The following is a 23333-nucleotide window of genomic DNA, read 5'->3' as shown; positions in this document are numbered from 1 at the left end:
CAAAGACGTAGAAAGCCACTCGGTCGTCCGCCCGCGCGCCTAGGCCCTTTGGCGGATGTTCCTTCACTCGCCGCGATCCATAGTGAGGTCACCAACGAATGGAGGCGACACATGAACAGCCAGGCAAGTCTTGCCGCAAACCATGCCGGAATCGATGCCCACTTCACCACGGGCGTATTACATGGCCACTACGACAGCCGCTTCGAGGATCTCGTCGCCGCGCTGGCTGACGAGGTCACCACAGGTGGCGAGTTGGGCGCCGCCATCGCTGTCGATATCGGCGGCGAGCTCGTGGTCGACATCTGGGGCGGGTATGCCGATCGAGCGAAAACCCGGGAATGGTCTCACGACACAATCGTCAACGTCTTCTCCAGCACCAAGAATGTGACCGCGCTGGCGGCGCTGATGCTGATCGACCGCGGCCTGCTCGACCCGTTCGCCCCCGTCGCCAAGTACTGGCCCGAGTTCGCCGCCAACGGCAAGGAGCGCATCGAGGTGCGCCACGTCCTCAGTCACACCTCGGGGGTGTCCGGGTGGGAGATGCCTTTCAGCCTCGAGGACATTTACGACTGGGACAAGTCCACGTCGCAACTCGCCGCCCAGGCGCCTTGGTGGCCGCCGGGGACCGCCTCGGGCTACCACGCGATCACCATCGGTCACCTCGTCGGTGAACTCGTCCGCCGCGTCACCGGTTCGACGCTGAAAGACTTTGTGCGCGAGCAGATCAGCGGACCGCTCGGCGCCGATTTTCAGATCGGTGCTCGGCCCGAGGATGACGAGCGCATCGCCGAGCTCGTTCCGCCACCGCCGCTGGACGTGCCCCTCGACGCGGTGCCCGACGACCATCCGATGCGCAAGACGTTCGCCGCCGTGCCACCCACCTCAGCGGCCGCGCTGGCCGCGGAGACCACCGCATGGCGCCGCGCGGAGATCGGCTCGGCCAACGGGCATGGCAACGCCCGCTCGTTGGTGCGCTCATTGTCGCCGATCTCGTTGGGCGGCAGCGTAAACGGCGTGCGGCTGCTTAGGCCCGAGACGATCGACCTGATCTTCGAGGAGCAGGCCAACTGCACCGACCTGGTGCTGGCCATGCCCGCACGATGGGGCATCGGCTTCGCGCTACCGCATCGGGAGGCGGTGCCGGACATGCCCGATGAACGAGTCTGCTACTGGGGCGGCTGGGGCGGCTCAATGGCGGTCATGAATCCCTACTGCCGCACCACATTCGCCTACGTCATGAACAAGATGGGGCAAGTCACTCCAGCCGGAACGGAGCGGACCAGGATGTACACCCGCCTGATCTATCAGGCACTTTCGATGACCTCGTCGCCGATTCAGTACGGCTGAACGCCTTCGGGCATCACGTATTCCGAGATCGGCGCGGTGACCCCGTTGACGGTCGTTCCGCCGTTGATGATGCCCGGAGCCATCTCCAGCATGTTGTGCGGGAAGCCGAAGCTCGGCTTGGTCAGGGCGTCGAGCCGGGCCAGCTCGTCGGCGCCGAGGGTCACGTCGACGGCGCGGACGTTGTCCTCGAGCTGGGAGAGCCGGCGCGCGCCGATGATGACGGACGAGACGGCACGCTGTGCGCGCACCCAGGCCAGCGCGACGCTGGCGACGTTGGTCTCGTGTGCCTTCGCGATGGCCTCGAGTTCGTCGATGACGGCGTAGGTCTTCTCGTTGAGGAAGGCGTCGACCAGGGCGCCGCGGTCGGCGTTGTGCCGGCCGCTGTTGGCTCGGGTGTACTTACCGCTCAGCACGCCGCTCTTCAGCGGCGACCACGGGGTGATGCCGAGCCCGAATTCGGCCGCCATCGGCACCAGGTCCTGTTCGATGGCGCGCTCCAGCAGCGAGTACTCGACCTGCAGCCCGACGAACGCAGACCAGCCGCGGAAACCGGCGATCAGGTTGGCCCGGGCGATCTTCCACGCCGGGGTGTCCGAGACGCCGATGTAGCGCACCTTGCCGGCCCGGACGAGGTCCTCGAGCGCCGCCATCGTCTCCTCGATGGGGGTGTTGGCGTCCCAGATGTGCAGCCAGTACAGGTCGATGTAGTCGGTTTGCAAGCGCCGCAACGAGTTATCGCAGGCGTTGATCAGCGACTTGCGGCCCGAGCCGCCGCCGTTGGGATCACCCGGATACAGGTTGCCGCTGAACTTGGTCGCGATCACCAGCCGATCGCGACGGGCGGGGTGGCGCCCGACGTGGTCGCCGATGATCTTCTCGGAGTGGCTCCGGGTGTAGAAGTTGGCGGTGTCGATGAAGTTGCCGCCGAGTTCGAGGTAGCGGTCGATGATCTGTTGGGACTCTTCCACACTGGTGCCCCAGCCGAGGTCTTCGCCGAATGTCATCGCGCCCAGGCACAAGGGGCTGACGCGCAGACCGGATCGCCCGAGTGTCACATATTCATCCAGCGGCATGCTGCCCACTTCCTGGTAAGTTGTTCGACCATGCGGTTGTTCAAAACAAAACTAGTTCATACCTGAACGATCTGGCAAGTCGATGTCTGCGGTCGATGCGGCCAAGATCTGGTCACTGAACTACCGGGTGCTGCTCTCGGTCATCTCGTGCGCCGAGGCCGACATCTGCGCGCTGGGCCTCGAGTCCAAGGAACTCTTCCTGCTCGCCGAGATCGACGAGCACCCCTACCCGGCCGCGCTGGCGGCGGCGTTGAGCATGCCCAAGGCGACGGTGACGCTGTACCTGAAGCGGCTCGAGGCGGCGGGCTTCGTGCGTCGCGAGATCGACCCGTCCGATCTGCGCCGGCACCGGCTGCTGCTCACCCCGGCCGGGCGTCAGGCGGCCAAACACGGCCTGAGATTGCTCTCCGACGAGTTCGACAAGCGCCTCGGGCGCCTCACCGCCGCACAGCGCAACGACCTCAAGGCGCTGCTCGAGAAAATCCTTTAGAGACTGTGGGTGCGCGCCGCAGCACCAGCTAGTCTGACGTGTCGTGCGTGTCCTGGTGATTGGTTCCGGTGCCCGTGAGCATGCGTTGCTGCTGGCGCTTCGCAAAGATCCCCAGGTCACGGGGTTGGCGGTCGCTCCCGGCAACGCCGGCACCGCGCGGCTGGCCGACCAGCACGAGGTCGATATCACCTCGGCGGACGACGTCGTCGCCCTGGCGCGCGAGGTCCGCGCCGACCTGGTGGTCATCGGTCCCGAGGTGCCGCTGGTGCTCGGGGTGGCCGACGCGGTGCGAGCCGCCGGCATTGTCTGCTTCGGCCCCAGCAAGGACGCCGCCCGCATCGAAGGCTCCAAGGCCTTCGCCAAGGAGGTCATGGCCGCGGCTGGGGTGCGCACCGCAACCAGCGAAATCGTCGATAACCCGGCGCATTTAGACGCTGCCCTGCAGCGGTTCGGCCCGCCGGCGGGGGATGCGGCCTGGGTGGTCAAGGACGACCGCCTGGCGGCGGGCAAGGGCGTGGTGGTGACCGCGGATCGCGCCGTCGCCCGCGCGCACGCCGCCGGGCTCCTCGAGGCGGGACACCCGGTGCTGCTGGAGTCCTATCTGGACGGCCCGGAGGTGTCGCTGTTCTGCGTGGTCGACGGCGAAACCGTGGTGCCGCTGCTGCCGGCGCAGGATTTCAAGCGCGTCGGCGATGGCGACACCGGGCCCAACACCGGCGGGATGGGCGCCTACGCCCCGGTGCCGTGGCTGCCCGACGAGGTGTACCGCGACGTCGTCAGCAACATCGTCGAACCCGTTGCGGCGGAGATGGTTGCGCGCGGCAGCGCGTTCAGCGGATTGCTGTATGCCGGGCTCGCGATCACCTCCAACGGCCCCGCGGTGGTCGAATTCAACTGCCGCTTCGGCGATCCCGAGACGCAGGCGGTGCTAGCCCTGCTCGAATCACCGCTCGGCCAGTTGTTGTACGCGGCCGGCAGCGGCAACTTGGCGGACTTCGGCGAGCTGCGCTGGCACGACGGCGCCGCCGTGACGGTGGTGGTGGCGGCGGAGAGCTACCCCGGCCGTCCGCGGGTGGGTGACGTGATCGTCGGCTCGGAAGCCGACGGGGTGCTGCACGCCGGGACGGCCCGGCGCGACGACGGGGAAATCGTCTCCTCGGGTGGCCGGGTGCTGTCGGTGGTGGGCACCGGCGCGGACCTGGCCGCCGCGCGATCCATGGCCTACGAAGTCGTTCGTTCGATCCGGTTGCCGGGCAGTCATTTCCGCAGCGACATCGCCCAGCTGGCCGCCGAGGGCAAGATCCGCGTCTAGAAGGCGGCGGCCTGACCGTCCCGACGCGGATCGCTGGCCGCGATATAGCCGCCGTCGAGGCGCCAGATCGCCTGGCAGCTGCCGAATTGGTTGTAGTCGTCGACGGCGACCAGGTCGTGCCCGCGGCGGCGCAACTCGTCGAGCGTTGCGACCGGGAACCCCGTTTCGCAGCTGACCTGCATGCCCTCCACCCACCGGAACCGCGGGCCGTCGCACGCCGCCTGGGGGTTCTGCCCGTGGTCGGCGATGCGCACCATCACCTGCACGTGCCCCTGGGGCTGCATCATTCCGCCCATCACCCCGAAGCTCAGCACCGGTTCGCCGTCTTTGGTCACAAACCCCGGGATGATGGTGTGGTAGGGGCGCTTGTTCGGGGCCACTGCGTTCGGATGCCCTTGGGCGGCAGTGAAATTCGCGCCCCGATTTTGCAGCGAGATCCCGGTGCCCGGCACCACCACGCCCGAGCCGAACCCCATGTAGTTCGACTGGATCATCGACACCATCATCCCCGCGGCGTCGGCGGCGGTCAGGTAGACGGTTCCACCCGCCGGGGCGCCGGCGGATGCCGGCCTGGCCCGTCGGCGGTCGATCAGTGCCGCGCGCTGCTTCAGGTACTCCTGGTCCAACAGGCGCTCGGGCGACAGCGGCATGTGCTCGATGTCGGCGACATACGCCTGGGCGTCGGCGAACGCCAGCTTCACCGCCTCGATCTGCAGGTGCACGCTGTCCGCGGAATCGACCGGCAGCGAGGCCAAGTCGAAGTGTTCCAGGATGCCCAGGGCGATCAGCGCGACGATGCCCTGGCCGTTGGGTGGTATCTCGTGCACCGTGTATCCGCGGTAGCCGCCGTCGACCGTGCCCACCCAGTCGGCGCGGTGGGCCGCCAGATCGTCGGCCCGCATGGCCCCGCCGTGCGCCAGTGCGTGCGCCTCGAGCCTGGCGGCCAGTTCGCCACGGTAGAACGCCTCTCCGTTGGTCGCGGCGATCGTTTCCAGCGTGGCCGCATGGTCGGGCAGGCTGAATCGCTCGCCGGGCCTGGGCGCCCGCCCGCCGGGCAGAAACGCCTGGGCGAACCCCGGCTGGTCTTCGAACAGCGGCACCTGGGCGGCCCACTGCTGCGCGACCGTCGGTGAAACCAGAAAGCCGTTGCGGCCGTAAGCTATTGCTGGTTCGAACAGCCGCTCGAACGGGAGCGTGCCGAACTTCGCGTGCAGTTCGGTCCAGGCCGACACCGCGCCGGGCACGGTCACCGAATTCCAGCCGAGGATCGGAACGTCCTGCCCGCCAAAGTATTCCGGTGTCCAGGCGGCCGGTGAGCGACCCGAGGCGTTCAACCCGTGCAATCGCGCGCCGTCCCACACGATGGCGAAGGCGTCCGAACCAATGCCGTTGGACACCGGCTCCACAATCGTCAGGGTGATGGCTGTGGCGATGGCCGCGTCGACCGCGCTGCCGCCCTGGGCGAGCATCCGCAGGCCCGCCTGGGCGGCGAGCGGTTGCGACGTGCACACAACGTTTTCCGCCAGGATGGGCTTGCGTGGCCAGGCGTACGGCAGGGTCCAGTCGAAAGGTGCGGTCACCTCCGCGAGCGTATCTCCTTACGCCGTCAGCAGCGGTGCCATCCAGGTCAGCTCGGCGGGCAACTGCGAGCTCCAGAACGCGCCGTCGTGCCCGCCGGGCGAGAAGCCGCCGGCCGGCGGGTTGGGCAGCTGCGCGATGAACTGCTTCGTCGCCGAGTAGAACGGATCGCTGTCGCCGCAATCGATTCGGATCGGGATCGAGGCCAGCGCGGGCATGCCGAACACCGAATTCGCGGCGAAATCATCGGGCCCGTCGAACGCCCCCGGCGCCGCGGCACCCGAGGACATCCACAGGGCCGGGCTCACCGCACAGATCGCCGCGGTACGGGCTGGCCCCAGCCGGCCGCCCAGCAGCAGCGCGCCATAGCCGCCCATCGACCAGCCCAGGAACGCCACCCGCGAGGTGTCCAGATTCTGGTTTCCCAGCATCGGGATGAGCTCGTCGAGCACCATGGCGCCGCTGTCCTCGCCGGACGACCGCTTGTGCCAGTAGCCGCCGCCACCGTCGACGGCGACCACCGCGAACGGCGGCAGTCCGGCGTCGACGGCCTGCGCCAAACCGTGTTCGACGCCACCGGCCATCACCGTGGACGCGTCACTGCCCTTGCCGTGCAGCGCGATCACCGGCCGCAGCGGCTTGGTCTGGCCCGGCGGGCGGGCGATGGCCCAGTTGGTGTTGGCCCCGCCGCGGGCGGCGGAGGCGAAGGAACCGGTCACCATGGTGGGGGCGGGCGCCGCCGGCGGAGCCGGATCGCGGGGCGGGCCGGGCGACGGGGCCAACGGCATCCCGGTGCCGGCCGTCGATACCGGCACGGCGCGAGATGTCCGCGGTTCTAACAGGATGTCGAACCCGTAGGCGCCAACCGCGCCGAGGGCCGCGCCGGCGCCGAGGCCGAGCAGGGCGCGTCGGCTCAAGTCGGGCATGCGGGCCATTATGCCCCGGCCGTTTGGCCGAAATGGCAATGCAGTACCACTTTGGCTGGCACGATGGCTACTCGTGACAGCAGCGGTTACTCCAAAAGGAGAACGTCGACGGTATGCGCTCGTCAGCGCCGCCGCCGAGCTGCTGGCCGAGGGCGGGTTCGAAGCGGTGCGGCACCGGGCGGTGGCGCGGCGGGCCGGATTGCCGTTGGCTTCCACCACTTACTACTTCTCGTCCCTCGACGATCTGATCGCACGCGCCGTCGAACACATCGCGATGATCGAGGTGGCGCAGTTGCGGTCGCGGGTCAGCGCCATGTCGCGCCGGCGCCGCGGACCGGAGACCATCGCCGAGGTGTTGGCGGACCTGCTCGTCGGCGACGTGTCCGGACCGGGCCTGACCGATCAGCTGATCTCGCGCTACGAGCGGCACATCGCGTGCACCCGGCTGCCCGCGCTGCGCGAGACCATGCGTCGCAGCCTGCGCCAGCGCGCCGAAGCGGTGGCCGAGGCGATCGAGCGCTCGGGCCGATCGGTGCACATCGAACTGGTGTGCACGTTGATCTGCGCGGTCGATGGCTCGGTGGTGTCGGCCCTGGTGGAGGGGCGCGACCCGCGCGCGGCGGCGCAGGGCGCGGTGGTCGACCTCATCGAGGTGCTCGCGCCGATCGATCAGCGGCCCGTGCAGATCTGAGCGCCCGTTACGCGTGGGTCGGGTCCACCGGCAGCGACGGCGTCACGATGTAGCCGGTGTCGAGGTCGCCGTAAATGGTCACGTCCTGCGGGCGGCGCTGCGCGTACAACGCCACGTAGGCACAGACCACGGCATCGACCGGGTCTTCGGCGCGGCGCAGTTCGCTCTTGCGTTGCGCGGTCGTGACGGCCCGGCGCAGCGCGACCCAGCCGTCGTGCCCGGCCACGCGTAGCGGCACCGGGGCCCGCGCCAGCCGCTCGACGCCGTCCATGAGCAACAACAGCTCGGACCTGAGCCGCTCGACGGTGCGGCCGGGCTTCGCCTTGTATTTCAGGGTGCGCTCGAGGCGAAACAGCGTGACGGTGGCCGCGTGGGGGTAGACCTCGATGGCCCGGCGCGCGGCCGGTGATCGCGGGTCCGCGTCCAGGCCGAGCGCCGCGGCCAGCCGGCCCGCGCGGGGGCCGTCGACGAACTCGGGTTTGCCGGTATTGCAGGGGTGCGCGCCAGCCTCGTACCTGCGGAAATCGCGGTTGAGCGCCGCCTCGGCGGGACGCTGCCCGGTCGGATTGTTCACCACCAGCGGCGCATCGAAGGCGACCACGCAGTCGCCGCGGACGTAGGGAAGCAGGGCGGCCAGGATCTCGTCGTCGTCGCGGACCGCGCACACCCTCACCAGGGCGCCGCCGGAGTCGACGACGGCGACGCCGGTCGGGTTGCGACCCGCCCAGGCGAGGTCGACGCCGGCGAAGTACATCCGCATAGGCTATGGCCGCGACCGTAAGCTGTGTGTTCGTGAGGACCAAGTGAGCATTCCGAATGTGCTGGCCACCCGGTACGCCAGTGCCGAGATGGTCGCGATCTGGTCGCCGGAGGCCAAGGTCATCGGCGAGCGCCGGCTATGGCTGGCCGTGCTGCGCGCGCAGGCCGAACTGGGCGTCGCGGTGCCTCCCGAGGCGATCACCGACTACGAGCGGGTGATCGAGGACGTCGACCTGGCCTCGATCGCGGACCGCGAACGGGTGCTGCGCCACGACGTCAAGGCGCGCATCGAGGAGTTCAACGCGCTGGCCGGTCACGAGCACGTGCACAAGGGCATGACCAGTCGTGATCTGACCGAGAACGTGGAGCAGCTGCAGATCCGGCGCTCGCTGGAACTGGTCTTCGCGCACGGCGTGGCGGTCGCGGCGCGGCTGGCCGAGCGGGCGGTGGCGTATCGCGACCTGGTGATGGCCGGGCGCAGCCACAACGTCGCCGCGCAGGCCACCACGCTCGGCAAGAGGTTCGCCTCGGCGGCCCAGGAGACCTTGATCGCGTTGACCAGGCTGCGCGAGCTGATCGACCGTTACCCGCTGCGCGGCATCAAGGGCCCGATGGGCACCTCGCAGGACATGCTCGACCTGCTGGACGGCGACGCGGCCAAGCTCTCCGAGCTCGAGCGGCGCGTCGCCGAATTCCTGGGCTTCGCAACGGTATTGACCAGCGTCGGGCAGGTGTATCCGCGTTCGCTGGACCACGACGTGCTCTCCGCGCTGGTGCAGCTGGGCGCCGGACCGTCGTCGCTGGCGCACACCATCCGGCTGATGGCCGGCCATGAACTGGTCACCGAGGGATTCGCGCCGGGGCAGGTCGGTTCGTCGGCGATGCCGCACAAGATGAACACACGCAGCTGCGAACGGGTCAACGGTCTGCAGGTGGTGCTGCGCGGTTACGCGTCGATGACCGCCGAACTGGCGGGTGCGCAGTGGAACGAGGGTGACGTGTTCTGCTCGGTGGTGCGCCGAGTCGCGTTGCCGGACAGCTTCTTTGCCATCGACGGCCAGATCGAGACCTTCCTGACGGTGCTCGACGAGTTCGGCGCCTATCCGGCGGTGATCGACCGCGAGCTGGACCGCTATCTGCCGTTCCTGGCCACCACCAAGGTGTTGATCGCCGCGGTGCGCGCCGGCGTGGGCCGCGAGGCCGCCCACCACGTGATCCGCGAACACGCCGTGGCCACCGCGCTGGCCATGCGCGAGCACGGCGCCGAGCCCGACCTGCTGGACCGGCTGGCCGCCGACGATCGGCTGCCGCTAGACCGGGCGGCGCTGGACGCGGCGCTGGCCGACAAGAAGGCCTTCACCGGCGCCGCGGGTGACCAGGTGGACGAGGTGGCGGCGCAGGTGGACGCGCTGGTGAACCGCTACCCGGACGCGGCCAAGTACGCCCCGGGTGCGATCCTGTGACGCTGGCCGGCGCGCTCGCTTCGATCGACTTCACCGATCTGGACAACTTCGCCAACGGTTTTCCGCACGAGCTGTTCGCCATCCATCGGCGAGAGGCGCCGGTGTACTGGCACGCACCGACCGACAACACCCCCGATGGTGAGGGCTTCTGGTCCGTCGCCACCTACGCGGAAACGCTTGAGGTGCTCAAGGATCCGGTGACCTACTCCTCGGTCACCGGTGGCGCCAGGCCCTATGGCGGGACGCTGCTGCAGGATCTGGCGATCGCCGGCCAGGTGCTCAACATGATGGACGATCCGCGGCATTCGCAGATTCGGCGACTGGTCAGCTCCGGCCTGACGCCGCGGATGATCCGCCTGGTAGAGGACGACCTGCGGGGCAGGGCGCGCCGGCTGCTGGACGCGGTGGTCCCGGGTGAGCCGTTCGACTTCCTGGTCGACATCGCCGCCGAGCTGCCGATGCAGATGATCTGCATCCTGCTGGGAGTCCCTGAATCCGAACGGCATTGGTTATTCGAGGCCATCGAGCCGCAGTTCGATTTCGGGGGTTCGCGCAAGGCTTCCCTGTCGCAGCTCTCGGTCTCCGAAAGAGACGCGGCGGCCGGGTCGCGGATGTACGAATACGGTCAGCAGCTGATCGCGTCCAAGCGTGCAAACCCGACCGATGACATGTTGTCGGTGGTGGCCAACGCGATGCTCGATGACGCTGAGGGATCGGCCCTGTCCGACCTCGAGCTGTACCTGTTCTTCAGTCTGCTGTTCAGCGCCGGCGCGGAGACCACCCGCAACGCGGTCGCGGGCGGCCTACTGGCGCTGGCCGACCACCCGCACCAAATGCGGTCGCTGCGCGGCGATCTCGGGGCGCTGCCCACGGCCGTCGAGGAGATGGTGCGGTGGACGTCGCCGTCGCCCTCCAAGCGGCGCACCGCCACCCGCGACGTCACCCTCGGCGGTGAGTCGATCGAGGCGGGGCAGAAGATACAGATCTGGGAAGGCTCGGCGAATCGCGACGCCGGCGTGTTCGAGCGTGCCGACGAATTCGACATCGCCCGAAAGCCCAATCCGCACTTGGGTTTCGGCCAGGGTGTGCACTATTGCCTGGGCGCCAACCTGGCCCGGCTGGAGCTGCGGGTGCTGTTCGAAGAGCTGCTGTCCCGGTTCGGCGGGGCGCGGGTCGTCCGGCCGGTCGAATGGGCCCGCAGCAACCGGCACACCGGCATTCGGCACCTCGTCGTGGAGCTTCACGAGGAGCCGTGACGATCCGGTTCGCCGATGTCGAGCCCTCACCCGATGTGTTCGCGGCGGTGATGGCGACGGGAATCTTGTCGATCGGCGCGCACAATCACGGCTACCGGTTGATCAGCGACACCATGGGCGTCATCGCCACCCTGGCGCTGTTGTTGCTGGTCGCCCTGGTCGTGGCGAAGGCCTGCGAACCGGGCCAGGGGCTGGGCTGGGATCTGACCGATCCCGACGTCACCCTGCGGCTGATCACCTTCGTGGCCGCCTGCGCGGTGATCGACACGCGCTTGTCGTCCAACGTGTGGGTGGCGCGGGCGCTCGGCGTGGTCGGCTTGACATCCTGGCTGGTACTGATCCTGTTCAGCGCGCGAAACATGTTGGCCCACCGGTGGCCGGAGTTGCGCGACCGGGCCCACGGCGCATGGCAACTGGGCAGCGTGGGCACCTCGGGTCTGGCGATCGTGATCGCGCGGGCGGCCCGACAGACCGGCCATCACTGGTGGCTGGCGGTGGCCGTGGCCGGCTGGGTGGCGGCGCTGTGCATCTACGGCCTGATGACCTGGCTGACGATGTGGCGGGTGGTCAACGAACGGCAGGACCGGGACGGCTTCGAACCCGACACGTGGATCCTGATGGGCGGCATGGCGATTGCGACGTTGGCCGGCGACACCATCCACGCGGTCGCTCCCGGCTGGCTGGCCGGGCCGGTGCGTGCGGTCACCGTCGTGACGTGGGTGACGGCCACCCTGTGGATACCGCCGCTGATCTACTTCGCGCTGCACCGCATCAGGCGGCACCCCAACATGCTGCAGTTCGCCGGTGTGTGGTGGGCGTTCGTTTTCCCGTTGGGCATGTACTCCGCGGCCAGCTTCGCCATGGCCATCGAGATCGGGCAGCGGTCGCTGCTCACCGTTTCGCTGGTGTTCTTCTGGGATGCGTTGGCCGCATGGATCATTGTGGTCGTCGCCGGGCTGCTGCTGTTAGCGCGGGCGATGCTGCTACGCCCCGCGGATCGCGATGCCGGCCGACCGTAATTCGAGCGCGACCAGCGCGCCGATGGTGACCGGATCCTCGCGGCGCCACCCGCCGACCGGGTCCGCGCTCACGGCGATCAACTTCCGGGCCGGCCGGTTGGTCAGCGCCCGCAGCGCCAGCAACTGCGCCCCGGCCGGCGTCGCGGCCAGAGCGGTCACCGTCAACTTGCGCCGAAAGAATCGAAGCCGCAGAAAAAACCACGGGAGCACCGCGATGAGGATCGGGACCGCGACGACGGCCATCGCCAGCAGCACCGCGAGCCAGCTCGCCGCGCTGTCCAGATCGTGGCCCGCGCCCGCGATGTCCAGCGCGGCATGGCTCGCGGAGTTGAGCGGCTTGCTGACCGTGTCGCCCACCACCGGAATGTGCTGCGCCTCGTGGCCGGCGGACGCGAGGTTGCCGGCGATGCCCTTCGCGCCGCTCTCGACCTGCCGCCCGGCGTCGGCGATGGTGGCGATGGCGTCGTAGACGGCCAGCCCGACGAGCAGCCACAGCAGGGTCCACACGACGACGGCGAGATCGCTGAACAGCTGGACGGCCAGCCGGCCGGGTCGGGTTGAGTAGGGCAGAAACCGCGGTGTCATAGCCCCGATCCCAGCACAAACCCGGTTTGCAGGTGCCCGATAGGCTGACCGGATGCCCGCACTGTCCGACTATCAGCACCTGGCCAGCGGCAAGGTCCGCGAGCTGTATCGCGTCGACGACGAGCACCTGCTGCTGGTCGCCACCGACCGGATCTCGGCCTACGACTTCGTCCTGGACAGCACCATCCCGGACAAGGGCCGCATCCTGACCGCGATGAGCGTCTTCTTCTTCGGCCTCGTGGACGCGCCCAACCATCTGGCCGGGCCGCCCGACGATCCGCGCATCCCCGACGAGGTCCTGGGCCGCGCGCTGGTGGTGCGTGAGCTCGAAATGCTTCCGGTGGAATGCGTGGCGCGCGGCTACCTGACCGGCTCGGGATTGCTGGACTACCAGGCGACCGGAAAGGTCTGCGGCATCCCGCTGCCGCCCGGATTGGTCGAAGCCAGCAGGTTCGCTGAACCGCTGTTCACTCCGGCGACGAAAGCCGCACTGGGCGACCACGACGAGAACATCTCCTTCGCGCGGGTGATCGAGCTGGTCGGCGCCGTGCCCGCCAACCAGCTGCGCGACCGCACCCTACAGATCTACGTTCAGGCCGCCGATCACGCGCTCCGGAAGGGAATCATCATCGCGGACACCAAGTTCGAGTTCGGCACCGACCACGACGGCAACCTGCTACTGGCCGACGAGATCTTCACCCCGGATTCGTCGCGGTACTGGCCGGCCGACGAGTACCAGGTCGGCGTCGTCCAGAACAGCTTCGACAAACAGTTCGTCCGCAACTGGCTGACCGGCCCCGAGTCCGGCTGGGACCGCCACGGTTCCCAGCCCCCGCCGCCGCTACCGGAGGACATCATCGCGGCCACCCGCGGGCGCTATATCGAGGCCTACGAACGCATTTCCGGATTGAGCTTCGCCGACTGGATCGGTCCCAGCGCATGACCGAAACCCAACGAAACGGGTCGGTGCCCCCCGTCGCCAAGCGGGTGGAGACTCGGCGCGAGCATCACGGCGACGTCTTCATCGACCCGTATGAGTGGCTGCGCGAAAAGACCAATCCCGAAGTCATCGCCCATCTCGAGGCGGAAAACGCCTACGTCGATCAGATGACCGCGCACCTCGAGCCGCTGCGGCAGCAGATCTTCGCCGAGATCAAGGCGCGCACCAAGGAGACGGATCTGTCGGTGCCCACCCGGCAGGGCCAGTGGTGGTACTACGCGCGCACCTACGAAGGCAAGCAGTACCGCGTCCAGTGCCGTTGTCCGATAAGCGGACCCGACGACTGGGACCCGCCGATCCTGGACGAGGACACCGAGATCCCCGGCGAGCAGATCCTGCTCGACTCCAACGCCGAGGCGCAGGGCCACGAATTCTTCTCCCTGGGCGCCGCGACGGTCAGCCTGGACGGGAACCTGCTGGCCTATTCGGTCGATACCCTGGGTGATGAGCGGTACACGTTGCGGTTCAAGGACTTACGCACCGGCGAGCTGTACCCGGACGAGATCGCCGACATCGGGGCGGGCGCCACCTGGGCCGCCGACAACCGCACCGTGTACTACCTGACCCTGGATGCCGCCCACCGTCCCGACAAGGTGTGGCGGTATCGGGCGGGCTCGGGTGCCGAACCGGAGCTGGTGTATCACGAAGCCGACGAAAAGTACTGGCTGGGCGTGGGTCTCACGCGCAGCGAGGCCTACGTCTTCATCGCCTCGGGATCCTCGATCACCTCGGAGTATCGCTACGCCGACGCCGCCGATCCGCAGGCATCGTTCACGGTCGTGCTGCCGCGCCGCGAGGGTGTCGAGTACGCGGTGGAGCACGCGGTCATCGGCGGGCAGGACCGGTTCCTGATCCTGCACAACGACGGCGCGGTCAACTTCACTCTGGCCGAGGCGCCGGTCAGCGATCCGACACAGCAGCGCACCCTGATCCCGCACCGCGACGACGTCCGGCTCGACGGGGTGGACGCTTTCGCCGGCCACCTCGTCGTCGGCTATCGCCGGGAGGCGCTGCCCCGGCTGCAGCTGTGGCCCATCAACGCCGACGGCACCTACGGCCGGCCCGAAGAGTTTTCCTTCGACTCCGAGCTGATGTCGTCCGGGCTGGCCGGCAATCCCAACTGGGCTGCGCCCAAGCTGCGGATCAGGGCCGGATCCCTGGTGATCCCGGCGCGTGTGTATGACATCGACCTGGCCACCGGTGAGCGCACGCTGCTGCGCGAGCAACCCGTGCTCGGCGACTATCGGCCCGACGACTATGTGGAGCGCCGTGACTGGGCGGTCGCCGACGACGGAACCCGGGTCCCGGTGTCGATCGTGCACCGCGCCGACATCGAATTCCCGGCGCCCGCATTGCTTTACGGCTACGGCGCCTACGAGCTGTGCACCGACCCGAGCTTCTCCATCGCCCGGCTGTCGCTGCTGGACCGCGGCATGGTATTCGCGATCGCCCACGTGCGTGGGGGCGGTGAAATGGGCCGGCTGTGGTACGAGCACGGCAAGCTGCTGGAGAAGAAGAACACCTTCACCGACTTCGTCGCCGTCGCAAGGCATTTGGTGGACTCCGGTGTCACCCGGCCTCGTCAGCTGGTCGCGTTGGGGGGTAGCGCCGGCGGTTTGTTGATGGGCGCGGTGGCCAACCTGGCGCCGGAGCTCTTCGCCGGAATTCTCGCGCAGGTCCCGTTCGTCGACCCGCTGACCACCATCTTGGACCCCTCCTTGCCGCTGACCGTCACCGAATGGGACGAATGGGGAAACCCATTGGCGGACAAGGACGTCTACTCCTACATGAAGTCCTATTCACCGTATGAGAACGTAGCGGCCAAGCGGTACCCGGCGATCTTGGCGATGACGTCGCTGAACGATACGAGGGTCTATTACGTCGAGCCGGCCAAGTGGGTCGCGGCGCTGCGACACGCCAACGGCGACGGCAGTCCGGTCCTGTTGAAGACCCAGATGAACGCCGGGCACGGTGGCGTCAGCGGCCGCTACAAGGCGTGGGAGGAGGCGGCGTTCCAATACGCGTGGCTGTTGGATGCCGCCGGGGCCCAGTCGTCGACCTAGGCCGCCGCGCGTCAGTCGCCGACCGGTTTAGCGTGTGGCGTCTTGGGCAGAAACCACGCCGGAACAATCGTGACCAACACCAAAATGAATGACAGCGTGAACACCGTCGTGTAGGCATGCGTGAGGTTGTGCGACAAAATTGTCAAGAGATCCGGTGTCAGGCCCGGTCGCGGGATTTTTGCAGGGTCGAGCGACGCCCCACGCTGGCCAGCGGCATGCTGCACCGACGTCACATTGTTGGCGGCGATTAATTTGTCATTGCGGTTGACCTGGTTGGTCAGAATCACCGCCAACAACGCAACACCCGCTGACCCGCTAACCTGCTGGTTGACCGCCATCAACGTCGTACCCCGTGCGATCTGTTGGGGGGCGAGCGCCTGGATGCCTGCCGCGGAGAGTGGTGTGGTGGTGCAACCGATCCCTAGGCCGGTGACGAGGAGACCAACCAGCAATGTCGGCATATAACGAGCTTCAGTGGCGACGCCGAAGGTGAAGATTCCCAAACCAACCGCGATCACTGGGAGCCCGACCAGCACAATTTTACCCGGCCCGTGTCTATCCATGAATGCGCCGGCGATTGGGAGCGTCAATGCTGCTCCTAGCGCCAGGGGGATCATGTGCATTCCGGACTGCATAGGTGTTTGCTGCAGCACCATCTGGAAATAGCTGGGAAGTAGCACGCCGATGCCAACAAACGCCGCCCCAAATACCAGCAGCGTCACATTCGCCTGAGTGACCACCTTGTTTTTGAATAGATTCAGGTCGATAAGGGGATGATCCGCGTGGAATCGGGCGTGAAAGACAAACGCCGTGATCAACGCCAGACCGATAATCACTGGAGCCAATACGTAACGATCGGCAATGGTGTGACGCGAGGGGATCGACGATATACCGCATAGGAGTATCGCCACCCCGGGCGACAGCAATAACATTCCGATAACGTCCAGGGTTTCCGACGGAGACGGGCGCTCCTTCGGAAATATGAACACCGCTAGGGCGATGACCGCCAACCCGATCGGCAAGTTGACCAGGAAAATCCACTTCCAGCCATACGCGTCGATGAGCCAGCCACCCAATATCGGCCCAGCGATGGGAGCGAGGATGATCGGAATTCCCCCGAGCGCCATCAGGCGACCGACCCGCTGGGGACCCGACTCGCGGGCCATGATCGTGAAGGCGAGTGGTATCAACATACCGCCGCCGATTCCCTGCACTACACGGAACAGGATGAGTAGCCATATATTTGGCGCAACTGCGCACAACAGCGAACCCAACGTGAAGAGCGCAACCGATCCTATGAAGGGTTGTTTGGTGCCGAATCGGTCGGCTGCCCACCCGGTTACCGGGTTCACGGTTGCCAGCGCCAACATGTAGCCGGCGATCGTCCACGAGACGATGGCCTGAGTGGAACCGAACTCATCCATGAAAGTGCGTTGCGCCACGGCGACCACGGTGCTGTCCAGCACACCCATAATGCAGGCCAGGCCACACACCGCCGCAATCCTGAGCAGTGCGAAATCAAGCTTGTCGGGGTACTCACGTCCGCTGTCGTCCGATTGGCCGAAGGCGGCGAAGGGCGCTAGAGCGTCGCGCGCGGTCCCGACCCTTTGCGGAGGCTGGCCGACCATATCGCTATCGGTACCCTTCTTCGGAAGCTTTCAGACGTCTACTTTCTCAGACGTCTTCGGGCAGTCGCTGACTGGTGTATCCGGTTGTCGGCTTACCGACAACGCTGGATGTGGTGGATTCTTGGCGCCTCGGCAGCCTCGCCTATTCCAACAGCCGGCGGTGCCGCCACGCCCGTGCTGAAGGCACGGAATATCCGTGCTGGCTAGTAGATGCGTAACCCAGAATTTCCTTGGTTTCTCCGCTGTCGTCGACTTCCCAGCCGCTTGTGCGAGGGGCGGGCACGCCGAGACGTTTCGCAGTGGTCGACCTCACAGCGTCAGATCGGATTAGCGTCCTCCGCACCGGTGGACCTTGAACTGATTGCCCCGGCATGTAGGCAGCGGTACGACGTTGAGCATAGTGCCGCCGAGCATATCGACATCGGTGCTCTCTTGCGGAGGCTTTTCGGCGTTTGAAGTCGACCCCCGCAGGATGCGTGGACGCATGCGTGTTGCCTAGGAGGCCCGGCGCCTATTAGCGCGTCCCCGCCGTCGAAGGCGAGTGCACCTTGACAACCGGCTGGCGGTCCTACCTGGGCGAACAGCTTATTCGCCGGCGGTTTCGCTCGCGGGTTTTTTGGGCAGAAACCACGCCGGAATGAAGGTGCAAACCACCAGCACGACGGCAATCACGAATACCGCCGTATACGCGTGGGAAAGGTCGTGAGCCACATTGCTCCAAAAGTCCGGGGCGAGCGCCGCACGGGGTATCGCGGTCTGGTCGACCGGCACCCCGTCGACCGCCGCCTTCTGGTTCAGCGCGGCGAGCTTGTTTGCTGCGCGGATGTCGGGGCTCCGATTGAACTGATTCGTCAGGATCATCGACATCAGCGCCGTTCCCACCGAGCCGCCCACCTGGTGGCTGACGCTCATCAGCGTCGTTCCCCGGGCGATCTGGTGGGGCGCCAGCGCCTGCACCGAGGCCACCGACAGCGGCATCATGGTGCAGCCCATGCCCAGGCCCATGATCGCGAGCCCGACCAGCAGCGTCGGCAGATAGTGGGCCTGGGTGGCCACCCCGAAGGCGAAGGCGCTCAGGCCGGCGGTGATCAGCGCGATGCCGACCAGCACGATCTTGCCGGGGCCCTGCCGGTCCACCAGCGGACCGGTCAGCCGCATGGTCAGCATGGCGCCCAGCCCCTGGGGGATCATGTGCACGCCCGCCTGCATCGGCGTGTGGTGCAGCACCTGTTGAAAATAGCTCGGCAGCAGCAGGCCGGCGCCGAAGAACGCCCCGGCGAACACCAGCATCGTCACGTTGGCGTGGGTGAGCACGGGATTGCGGAACAGCCGCAGGTCGATCAGGGGATGATCGGCGTGCTGCCAGGCGTGCGCGACGAAGCCCGCGATCAACGCCAGGCCGATCGTCGCCGGTATCACCACGTGGCGGTCGGCCACGGTGCCCCGGCCCGGGACGGAGGACACCGCGAACAGGAACATCGCCAGGCCCGGCGACAGCAGCAGCACGCCGATGGCGTCGAAGGTTTCCGAGCGCGCGGGATGATCGCGCGGGAACACGATGGCGGCGAGTGCGACCGTGAGAAATCCGATCGGCACGTTGATCAGAAAGATCCACCGCCAGCTCGACGTGTCGATCAGCCAGCCGCCCAGGATCGGCCCGCCGATCGGGGCGAGCAGCATCGGGATGCTCAGGATCGACATCAGGCGCCCCAGCCGGCCCGGGCCCGCTTCGCGGGTCAGGATCATGAATCCCAACGGCAGCAGCATGCCGCCGCCGATTCCCTGTACCATGCGAAAGACGATGAGCTGCAAGATGTTCGACGCGATCGCGCACAGCAAGGAGCCCAGGATGAAGGCCACCACCGAACCGATGAAGAGGCGCTTGGTGCCGAACCGGTCGGCGGCCCACCCGGTTATCGGGATCACGGTCGCCAGGGCGAGCGTGTAGCCGGTCATCGTCCAGGCCACGACGGCCTGCGAGGAGGCGAACTGATCGATGAAGGTTCGTTGGGCGACGCTGACGACCGTGACGTCCAGGATCGCCATCACCGTGGCCAGGATGCACACGCCGGAGATCCGCAACAGCGCGGCATCGAGCTTGTCGGGATATACCCGTTCCTCGACGCCCGGCTGCCCGGTCGGGTGGTGGGACGGCGGCGTCTTTGCCGCCGCGTACGACGCCTCATCCATGGCGTTGCTTAGCATATCGAACTGATCACCTGGCCCGACGTTTGCGGCCTGCGCGGGTTCGCCCTACCGCCGAAATCAGTGAGCACGCATGGGCGCCTGCATATCGCCTGCTGTCTGCGTGTCCTTCACCGTTCCGACACTTGGGATCGGCAAACTGCTGGTGTGTCTGGAAAATTGATCGTCTCGGTCTCGGGGATCGGTGAACGCACCCTGCCCGACGTCGAGGCGTTCTGCACGCAAATGGATGCCCGCAAGGTGCCGGTGTCGTTACTGGTGGCTCCCCGCCTGTCCGGCGACTACCGGCTCGACCGCGACCCGGGAACCGTCGAGTGGCTGACCACCCGTCGCGCGGGCGGTGACGCCATCGTGTTGCACGGCTACGACGACGCGGTCACGAAGAAGCGCCGCGGCGAATTCGCGATCCTGCGGGCGCACGAGGCCAACCTGCGATTGATGGCCGCCGACCGGGTGCTCGAGCACCTCGGGCTGCGCACCCGCCTGTTCGCCGCACCCGGCTGGGTGGTGTCGCCTGGCGTTGTGAAAGCGTTGCCGGACAACGGGTTCCGCTTGCTGGCCGATCTGCACGGGATCACCGACCTGGTCCGTCACAGCACCGTGCGCGCCCGGGTGCTCGGCATCGGCGAAGGCTTCCTCACCGAGCCGTGGTGGTGCCGGATGGTGGTGCTGTCCGCCGAACGGATCGCTCGGCGCGGCGGCGTTGTGCGGGTTGCGGTCGCGGCACGTCACCTTCGCAAACCCGGGCCGCTGCAGGCGATGGTGGACGCGGTCGACCTGGCGTTGATGCACGGCTGCACCCCCGGCGTGTACCGCTGGGACCAGGCCAGGGCCGTGCTCGACGCCGCCTGAGGCAGCGACCGCCTGACCTGCTCGTCGGGGCACTACCCTGGTCCGACATGAGCGATTCTTCGGTTTCGGGGTTCCACGCCGATGCCATCGTCGTCGGGGCGGGACTGGCCGGCCTGGTCGCGGCTTGCGAACTGGTGGATCGCGGCTTGCGGGTGCTCATCGTCGACCAGGAGAACAGCGCCAACCTGGGCGGGCAGGCGTTCTGGTCTTTCGGTGGGCTGTTCTTCGTCGACAGCCCCGAGCAGCGCCGGTTGGGAATTCGCGACAGCCATGAATTGGCGCTGCAGGACTGGCTGGGCACGGCGGCGTTCGACCGGCCCGAGGATTATTGGCCACGCCAATGGGCGCACGCCTACGTCGATTTCGCCGCGGGGGAGAAGCGCAGTTGGTTGCGTTCGCGGGGGCTCAAGCTTTTCCCGTTGGTCGGCTGGGCGGAGCGCGGCGGGTATGGCGCACAGGGGCACGGCAATTCGGTTCCCCGCTTCCACATCACCTGGGGTACCGGGCCCGCGTTGGTGGAGATTTTCGCCCGTCAGTTGCGCGACCGCTCAGCCGTGCGGTTCGCGCATCGCCATCAGGTCGACGAGCTGATCGTCGAGGGTGAGGCGGTGACGGGCGTGCGGGGCACCGTGCTGGAGCCCTCCGCCACGCCGAGGGGCGTCGCGTCGTCGCGAAAAGCGTTAGGACAGTTCGAATTCCGTGCCGACGCGGTTATCGTCACCAGTGGCGGCATCGGGGCCAATCACGAACTGGTGCGCAAGAATTGGCCCAAGCGGATGGGCCGCGTCCCCGAGCAACTGCTGAGCGGGGTGCCGGCCCATGTCGACGGCCGGATGATCGGCATTGCGCAGCGGGCCGGGGCGCGGGTGATCAACCCCGACCGCATGTGGCACTACGTCGAGGGCATCACCAACTACGACCCCATCTGGCCGCTGCACGGCATCCGCATCATCCCCGGCCCGTCGTCACTGTGGCTCGATGCGAACGGCAATCGGTTGCCGGTGCCGCTCTATCCGGGCTTCGACACGCTGGGCACCTTGGAATACATCACCCAATCGGGGTTCGACTACACCTGGTTTGTGTTGAACGCCAAGATCATTGAGAAGGAGTTCGCGCTCTCCGGCCAGGAGCAGAATCCCGATCTGACCGGGCAGAGCATAAAGGAGCTGCTGCGCAACCGGGCCAGTTCCGGGCCGCCCGGACCGGTCCAGGCGTTTGTCGACCGGGGCGTGGACTTCGTCAGCGCGAACTCATTGCGCGACTTGGTGTCCGCCATGAACAAGCTGCCCGATGTGCAGCCGCTGGACTACGCGACGGTGGAGGCCGAGGTCACGGCGCGGGACCGGGAGGTCGCCAACAAGTACAGCAAGGATGGACAGATCACGGCGATCCGCGCCGCCCGAACCTATCTGGGTGATCGGCTGGGACGGGTGGTGGCCCCGCACCGGCTGACCGATCCCAAGGCGGGGCCGATGATCGCGGTCAAGCTGCACATCCTGACCAGAAAAACATTGGGCGGCATCGAAACCGACCTGGCCTCGCGGGTGCTGAAGGCCGACGGCACGCCCCTGACCGGGCTGTACGCCGCCGGCGAGGTGGCCGGATTCGGGGGCGGCGGCGTGCACGGCTACCGCGCGCTTGAGGGCACCTTCCTGGGCGGCTGCATCTTCTCCGGCCGCGCCGCCGGCCGCGGCGCCGCCGACGACATCACCTAGCGGGGCGGCGCCAACCGGCCGCTAGAACGTGACGGCGTCTTCTTCGGGGAGCACCTGGAAGTCGGTGCTGGTCATCTCGGTGAGCCGGCCGTAGTAGATGCCCCGCGCGTCCGGGGCGATGATCCCCTGGTGAATCGGGACGGCGCGCTGGGGGGCCACCGCGCGCAGGTAATCGACCGCCTCGGACACCTTCATCCACGGCGCGGCCGCGGGCGTCGCCAAGACGTCCACCGGTTCGTCGGGCACGAACAGCGCGTCCCCGGGATGCATCAACCGGGCGCGATGGTCGGCATCGCCCACCAAGAACGAAATGTTCTCTATCACAGGGATTTCCGGGTGGATGACCGCGTGCTTGCCGCCGACAGCGCGGACGGTCAGCTCACCGATGTGCAGCTCGTCGCCGACATGGACCTCCCGGCAGGGCGCGCCCAGTTGCGCGGTGGTCTGTGGGTCCGCGTAAAGCGCCGCGTCCGGGTTACCCTCGAGCAACGCCGGCAGCCGTTTGGCGTCGACATGGTCGGGATGCTGATGGGTGATCAAGATGGCGGTCAAGCCGGTGATTCCCTCGAAGCCGTGCGCGAAGGTACCGGGGTCGAAGAGCAGGCGGGTGTGGTCGAACTCGGCAAGTAGGCACGAATGGCCGAAATGCGTCAGTTGCATATCTACGATTGTGCCTTGATGGACAAGCTGCCGATGCGCGTGATCCTGGCCACGATGCTGGTCGCCGGCGGTTTCGCGGTCGCTCTAGTGGTCGTCATTCCTGCGCACGCCGAACCCGAGACTTGCCCGGGGCTGTGCGACCGGATCCCGAACACCGCGTGGATCGATCAGCACGCCGTGCCGCTGGACGCGGTGTATCACTGGCCCGCGCTGGCCGGCCAGGCGGTGCAGACGACCGGTTCGGCGCCGGGGCCCCATTTCCGGTTCGAGGAGCTGTGCGCGGCGCCGGCGATGCCGCAGGACCCCCGCGACTCGGCCGTCGCGGCTCGCGCGACGGTCCAGCATCCCGACGGGCAGTGGCAACTGCAGGCCCAGGTCCTGCACTGGCGTGGGGACACCGCCCGCGGTGGTGCGACCGTGGCCACGGCGTTCAGCAATGCCGTCGCCGCGCTGCGCGCCTGCCAGCAGCGCGCACCGCAGGAGTCTCCGTCGCTGACCAGCGACGAAACGACCCGGATGGCCGCCGTGATCAGCGGCCCGGTGGTGATGCACACCTATCTGTTCGCCCACCCGGCCAGCAGCACGATCAGCGAGGTCACGCTCTGGTCAACGGCGCCGCCGCAAGTGTCCTGGCCGGCCATGGGCGACGATGCGGTGCTGGGCGCGATGAGCGCACCGCTGTGCGAGGCCTACATTGCCTCGTGCCTGTAA

At 67.5% G+C, this 23333-nt stretch carries 20 protein-coding genes; 12 read left to right on the top strand and 8 right to left on the bottom strand.

What is annotated here, in order from left to right; all coding sequences use genetic code 11:
- Positions 1 to 111: 111 nt before the first annotated feature.
- Positions 112 to 1347 (top strand): serine hydrolase domain-containing protein, encoded by a 1236-nt coding sequence (locus A5659_RS08800; RefSeq protein WP_082972537.1) that lies wholly within the window; start codon positions 112 to 114, stop codon positions 1345 to 1347.
- Here the strand turns inward: A5659_RS08800 and A5659_RS08795 are convergent.
- Positions 1335 to 2429, bottom strand: coding sequence for an aldo/keto reductase (locus A5659_RS08795; RefSeq protein WP_067180433.1), 1095 nt, complete (start codon positions 2427 to 2429; stop codon positions 1335 to 1337). The genes A5659_RS08800 and A5659_RS08795 overlap by 13 nt on opposite strands.
- 73 nt (positions 2430 to 2502) lie before the next feature.
- Between A5659_RS08795 and A5659_RS08790 the strand changes: the two genes are divergently transcribed.
- On the top strand, positions 2503 to 2910 hold the full coding sequence (locus tag A5659_RS08790; RefSeq protein WP_066880275.1) for a MarR family winged helix-turn-helix transcriptional regulator: 408 nt from the start codon (positions 2503 to 2505) through the stop codon (positions 2908 to 2910).
- Between the two features lie 43 nt (positions 2911 to 2953).
- Positions 2954 to 4222 (top strand): phosphoribosylamine--glycine ligase, encoded by a 1269-nt coding sequence (gene purD, locus A5659_RS08785; RefSeq protein ID WP_066863946.1) that lies wholly within the window; start codon positions 2954 to 2956, stop codon positions 4220 to 4222.
- Here the strand turns inward: purD and A5659_RS08780 are convergent.
- Complete coding sequence (locus tag A5659_RS08780; RefSeq protein WP_067180431.1) at positions 4219 to 5802, bottom strand: gamma-glutamyltransferase family protein; 1584 nt, start codon at positions 5800 to 5802, stop codon at positions 4219 to 4221. The genes purD and A5659_RS08780 overlap by 4 nt on opposite strands.
- 18 nt (positions 5803 to 5820) lie before the next feature.
- A complete protein-coding gene (locus tag A5659_RS08775; RefSeq protein WP_067019375.1) occupies positions 5821 to 6738 on the bottom strand; it encodes an alpha/beta hydrolase-fold protein in 918 nt (305 codons plus the stop codon).
- Positions 6739 to 6799: 61 nt separating this feature from the next.
- Between A5659_RS08775 and A5659_RS08770 the strand changes: the two genes are divergently transcribed.
- Complete coding sequence (locus A5659_RS08770; protein WP_067019366.1) at positions 6800 to 7417, top strand: TetR/AcrR family transcriptional regulator; 618 nt, start codon at positions 6800 to 6802, stop codon at positions 7415 to 7417.
- 7 nt (positions 7418 to 7424) lie between these two features.
- Here A5659_RS08770 and A5659_RS08765 read toward each other — a convergent pair whose 3' ends face one another.
- Positions 7425 to 8171, bottom strand: a complete 747-nt coding sequence (locus A5659_RS08765) for a DUF429 domain-containing protein (RefSeq protein WP_067180428.1) — start codon at positions 8169 to 8171, stop codon at positions 7425 to 7427.
- A gap of 49 nt (positions 8172 to 8220) precedes the next feature.
- Here A5659_RS08765 and purB point away from each other — a divergent pair, with 49 nt between their 5' ends.
- From purB to A5659_RS08750, 3 genes are read left to right on the top strand one after another with little or no spacing between them, the layout of a single operon-like run.
- Positions 8221 to 9639, top strand: a complete 1419-nt coding sequence (purB, locus tag A5659_RS08760) for an adenylosuccinate lyase (RefSeq protein WP_066872203.1) — start codon at positions 8221 to 8223, stop codon at positions 9637 to 9639.
- Positions 9636 to 10895, top strand: a complete 1260-nt coding sequence (locus A5659_RS08755) for a cytochrome P450 (RefSeq protein ID WP_066872207.1) — start codon at positions 9636 to 9638, stop codon at positions 10893 to 10895. The genes purB and A5659_RS08755 overlap by 4 nt, the downstream gene beginning before the upstream one ends.
- Entirely contained in the window at positions 10892 to 11914 is a 1023-nt protein-coding gene (locus A5659_RS08750) for a tellurite resistance/C4-dicarboxylate transporter family protein (RefSeq protein WP_067180426.1), read from the top strand. Before A5659_RS08755 ends, A5659_RS08750 begins: the two co-directional genes overlap by 4 nt.
- Here A5659_RS08750 and A5659_RS08745 read toward each other — a convergent pair.
- Positions 11879 to 12499, bottom strand: coding sequence for a hypothetical protein (locus A5659_RS08745; protein ID WP_066872213.1), 621 nt, complete (start codon positions 12497 to 12499; stop codon positions 11879 to 11881). The two genes, A5659_RS08750 and A5659_RS08745, sit on opposite strands and share 36 nt — an antisense overlap.
- A 52-nt stretch (positions 12500 to 12551) precedes the next feature.
- On the opposite strand from A5659_RS08745, the gene A5659_RS08740 reads away from it, so the two are divergent.
- Positions 12552 to 13442 (top strand): phosphoribosylaminoimidazolesuccinocarboxamide synthase, encoded by an 891-nt coding sequence (locus A5659_RS08740; RefSeq protein WP_066880407.1) that lies wholly within the window; start codon positions 12552 to 12554, stop codon positions 13440 to 13442.
- A complete protein-coding gene (locus A5659_RS08735; protein ID WP_067180423.1) occupies positions 13439 to 15562 on the top strand; it encodes a S9 family peptidase in 2124 nt (707 codons plus the stop codon). The genes A5659_RS08740 and A5659_RS08735 overlap by 4 nt, the downstream gene beginning before the upstream one ends.
- Before the next feature lie 11 nt (positions 15563 to 15573).
- On the opposite strand, the gene A5659_RS08730 is transcribed toward A5659_RS08735, so the two are convergent.
- Positions 15574 to 17190: a DHA2 family efflux MFS transporter permease subunit gene (locus tag A5659_RS08730; RefSeq protein WP_067180421.1), complete on the bottom strand. Its 1617-nt coding sequence runs from the start codon at positions 17188 to 17190 to the stop codon at positions 15574 to 15576.
- A gap of 585 nt (positions 17191 to 17775) precedes the next feature.
- On the bottom strand, positions 17776 to 19395 hold the full coding sequence (locus A5659_RS08725; RefSeq protein ID WP_066865394.1) for a DHA2 family efflux MFS transporter permease subunit: 1620 nt from the start codon (positions 19393 to 19395) through the stop codon (positions 17776 to 17778).
- Positions 19396 to 19542: 147 nt separating this feature from the next.
- On the opposite strand from A5659_RS08725, the gene A5659_RS08720 reads away from it, so the two are divergent.
- Together A5659_RS08720 and A5659_RS08715 are read left to right on the top strand one after the other, a co-directional pair.
- Positions 19543 to 20247, top strand: coding sequence for a DUF2334 domain-containing protein (locus A5659_RS08720; RefSeq protein ID WP_066865397.1), 705 nt, complete (start codon positions 19543 to 19545; stop codon positions 20245 to 20247).
- Between the two features lie 47 nt (positions 20248 to 20294).
- Positions 20295 to 21962: an FAD-binding dehydrogenase gene (locus A5659_RS08715; RefSeq protein WP_067180418.1), complete on the top strand. Its 1668-nt coding sequence runs from the start codon at positions 20295 to 20297 to the stop codon at positions 21960 to 21962.
- Between the two features lie 21 nt (positions 21963 to 21983).
- Here the strand turns inward: A5659_RS08715 and A5659_RS08710 are convergent, their stop codons facing one another.
- Positions 21984 to 22622, bottom strand: a complete 639-nt coding sequence (locus tag A5659_RS08710; protein ID WP_066865403.1) for an MBL fold metallo-hydrolase — start codon at positions 22620 to 22622, stop codon at positions 21984 to 21986.
- Between A5659_RS08710 and A5659_RS08705 the strand changes: the two genes are divergently transcribed.
- Positions 22599 to 23333 carry an ATPase gene (locus A5659_RS08705; RefSeq protein ID WP_197497953.1) on the top strand — a complete coding sequence of 245 codons (735 nt, stop codon included), beginning with the start codon at positions 22599 to 22601 and terminating at the stop codon, positions 23331 to 23333. The genes A5659_RS08710 and A5659_RS08705 overlap by 24 nt on opposite strands.

Origin of the sequence: Mycobacterium sp. 1165196.3 (assembly GCF_001673415.1) — a bacterium.
Taxonomy (GTDB): Bacteria; Actinomycetota; Actinomycetes; order Mycobacteriales; family Mycobacteriaceae; genus Mycobacterium; species Mycobacterium europaeum_A.
Note: the sequence above shows the minus strand (reverse complement) of the source record. Positions and strands in the feature narration are given on the sequence as shown.

Bases quoted from the DNA above. Each gene is read 5' to 3' on its own strand.
- A5659_RS08765 (WP_067180428.1), bottom strand. From the start codon at position 8,171: ATGTACTTCGCCGGCGTCGACCTCGCCTGGGCGGGTCGCAACCCGACC.
- A5659_RS08725 (WP_066865394.1), bottom strand. From the start codon at position 19,395: ATGCTAAGCAACGCCATGGATGAGGCGTCGTACGCGGCGGCAAAGACG.
- A5659_RS08730 (WP_067180421.1), bottom strand. From the start codon at position 17,190: ATGGTCGGCCAGCCTCCGCAAAGGGTCGGGACCGCGCGCGACGCTCTA.
- A5659_RS08710 (WP_066865403.1), bottom strand. From the start codon at position 22,622: ATGCAACTGACGCATTTCGGCCATTCGTGCCTACTTGCCGAGTTCGAC.
- A5659_RS08790 (WP_066880275.1), top strand. From the start codon at position 2,503: ATGTCTGCGGTCGATGCGGCCAAGATCTGGTCACTGAACTACCGGGTG.
- A5659_RS08735 (WP_067180423.1), top strand. From the start codon at position 13,439: ATGACCGAAACCCAACGAAACGGGTCGGTGCCCCCCGTCGCCAAGCGG.
- A5659_RS08715 (WP_067180418.1), top strand. From the start codon at position 20,295: ATGAGCGATTCTTCGGTTTCGGGGTTCCACGCCGATGCCATCGTCGTC.
- A5659_RS08705 (WP_197497953.1), top strand. From the start codon at position 22,599: ATGGCCGAAATGCGTCAGTTGCATATCTACGATTGTGCCTTGATGGAC.
- A5659_RS08740 (WP_066880407.1), top strand. From the start codon at position 12,552: ATGCCCGCACTGTCCGACTATCAGCACCTGGCCAGCGGCAAGGTCCGC.
- A5659_RS08800 (WP_082972537.1), top strand. From the start codon at position 112: ATGAACAGCCAGGCAAGTCTTGCCGCAAACCATGCCGGAATCGATGCC.
- A5659_RS08745 (WP_066872213.1), bottom strand. From the start codon at position 12,499: ATGACACCGCGGTTTCTGCCCTACTCAACCCGACCCGGCCGGCTGGCC.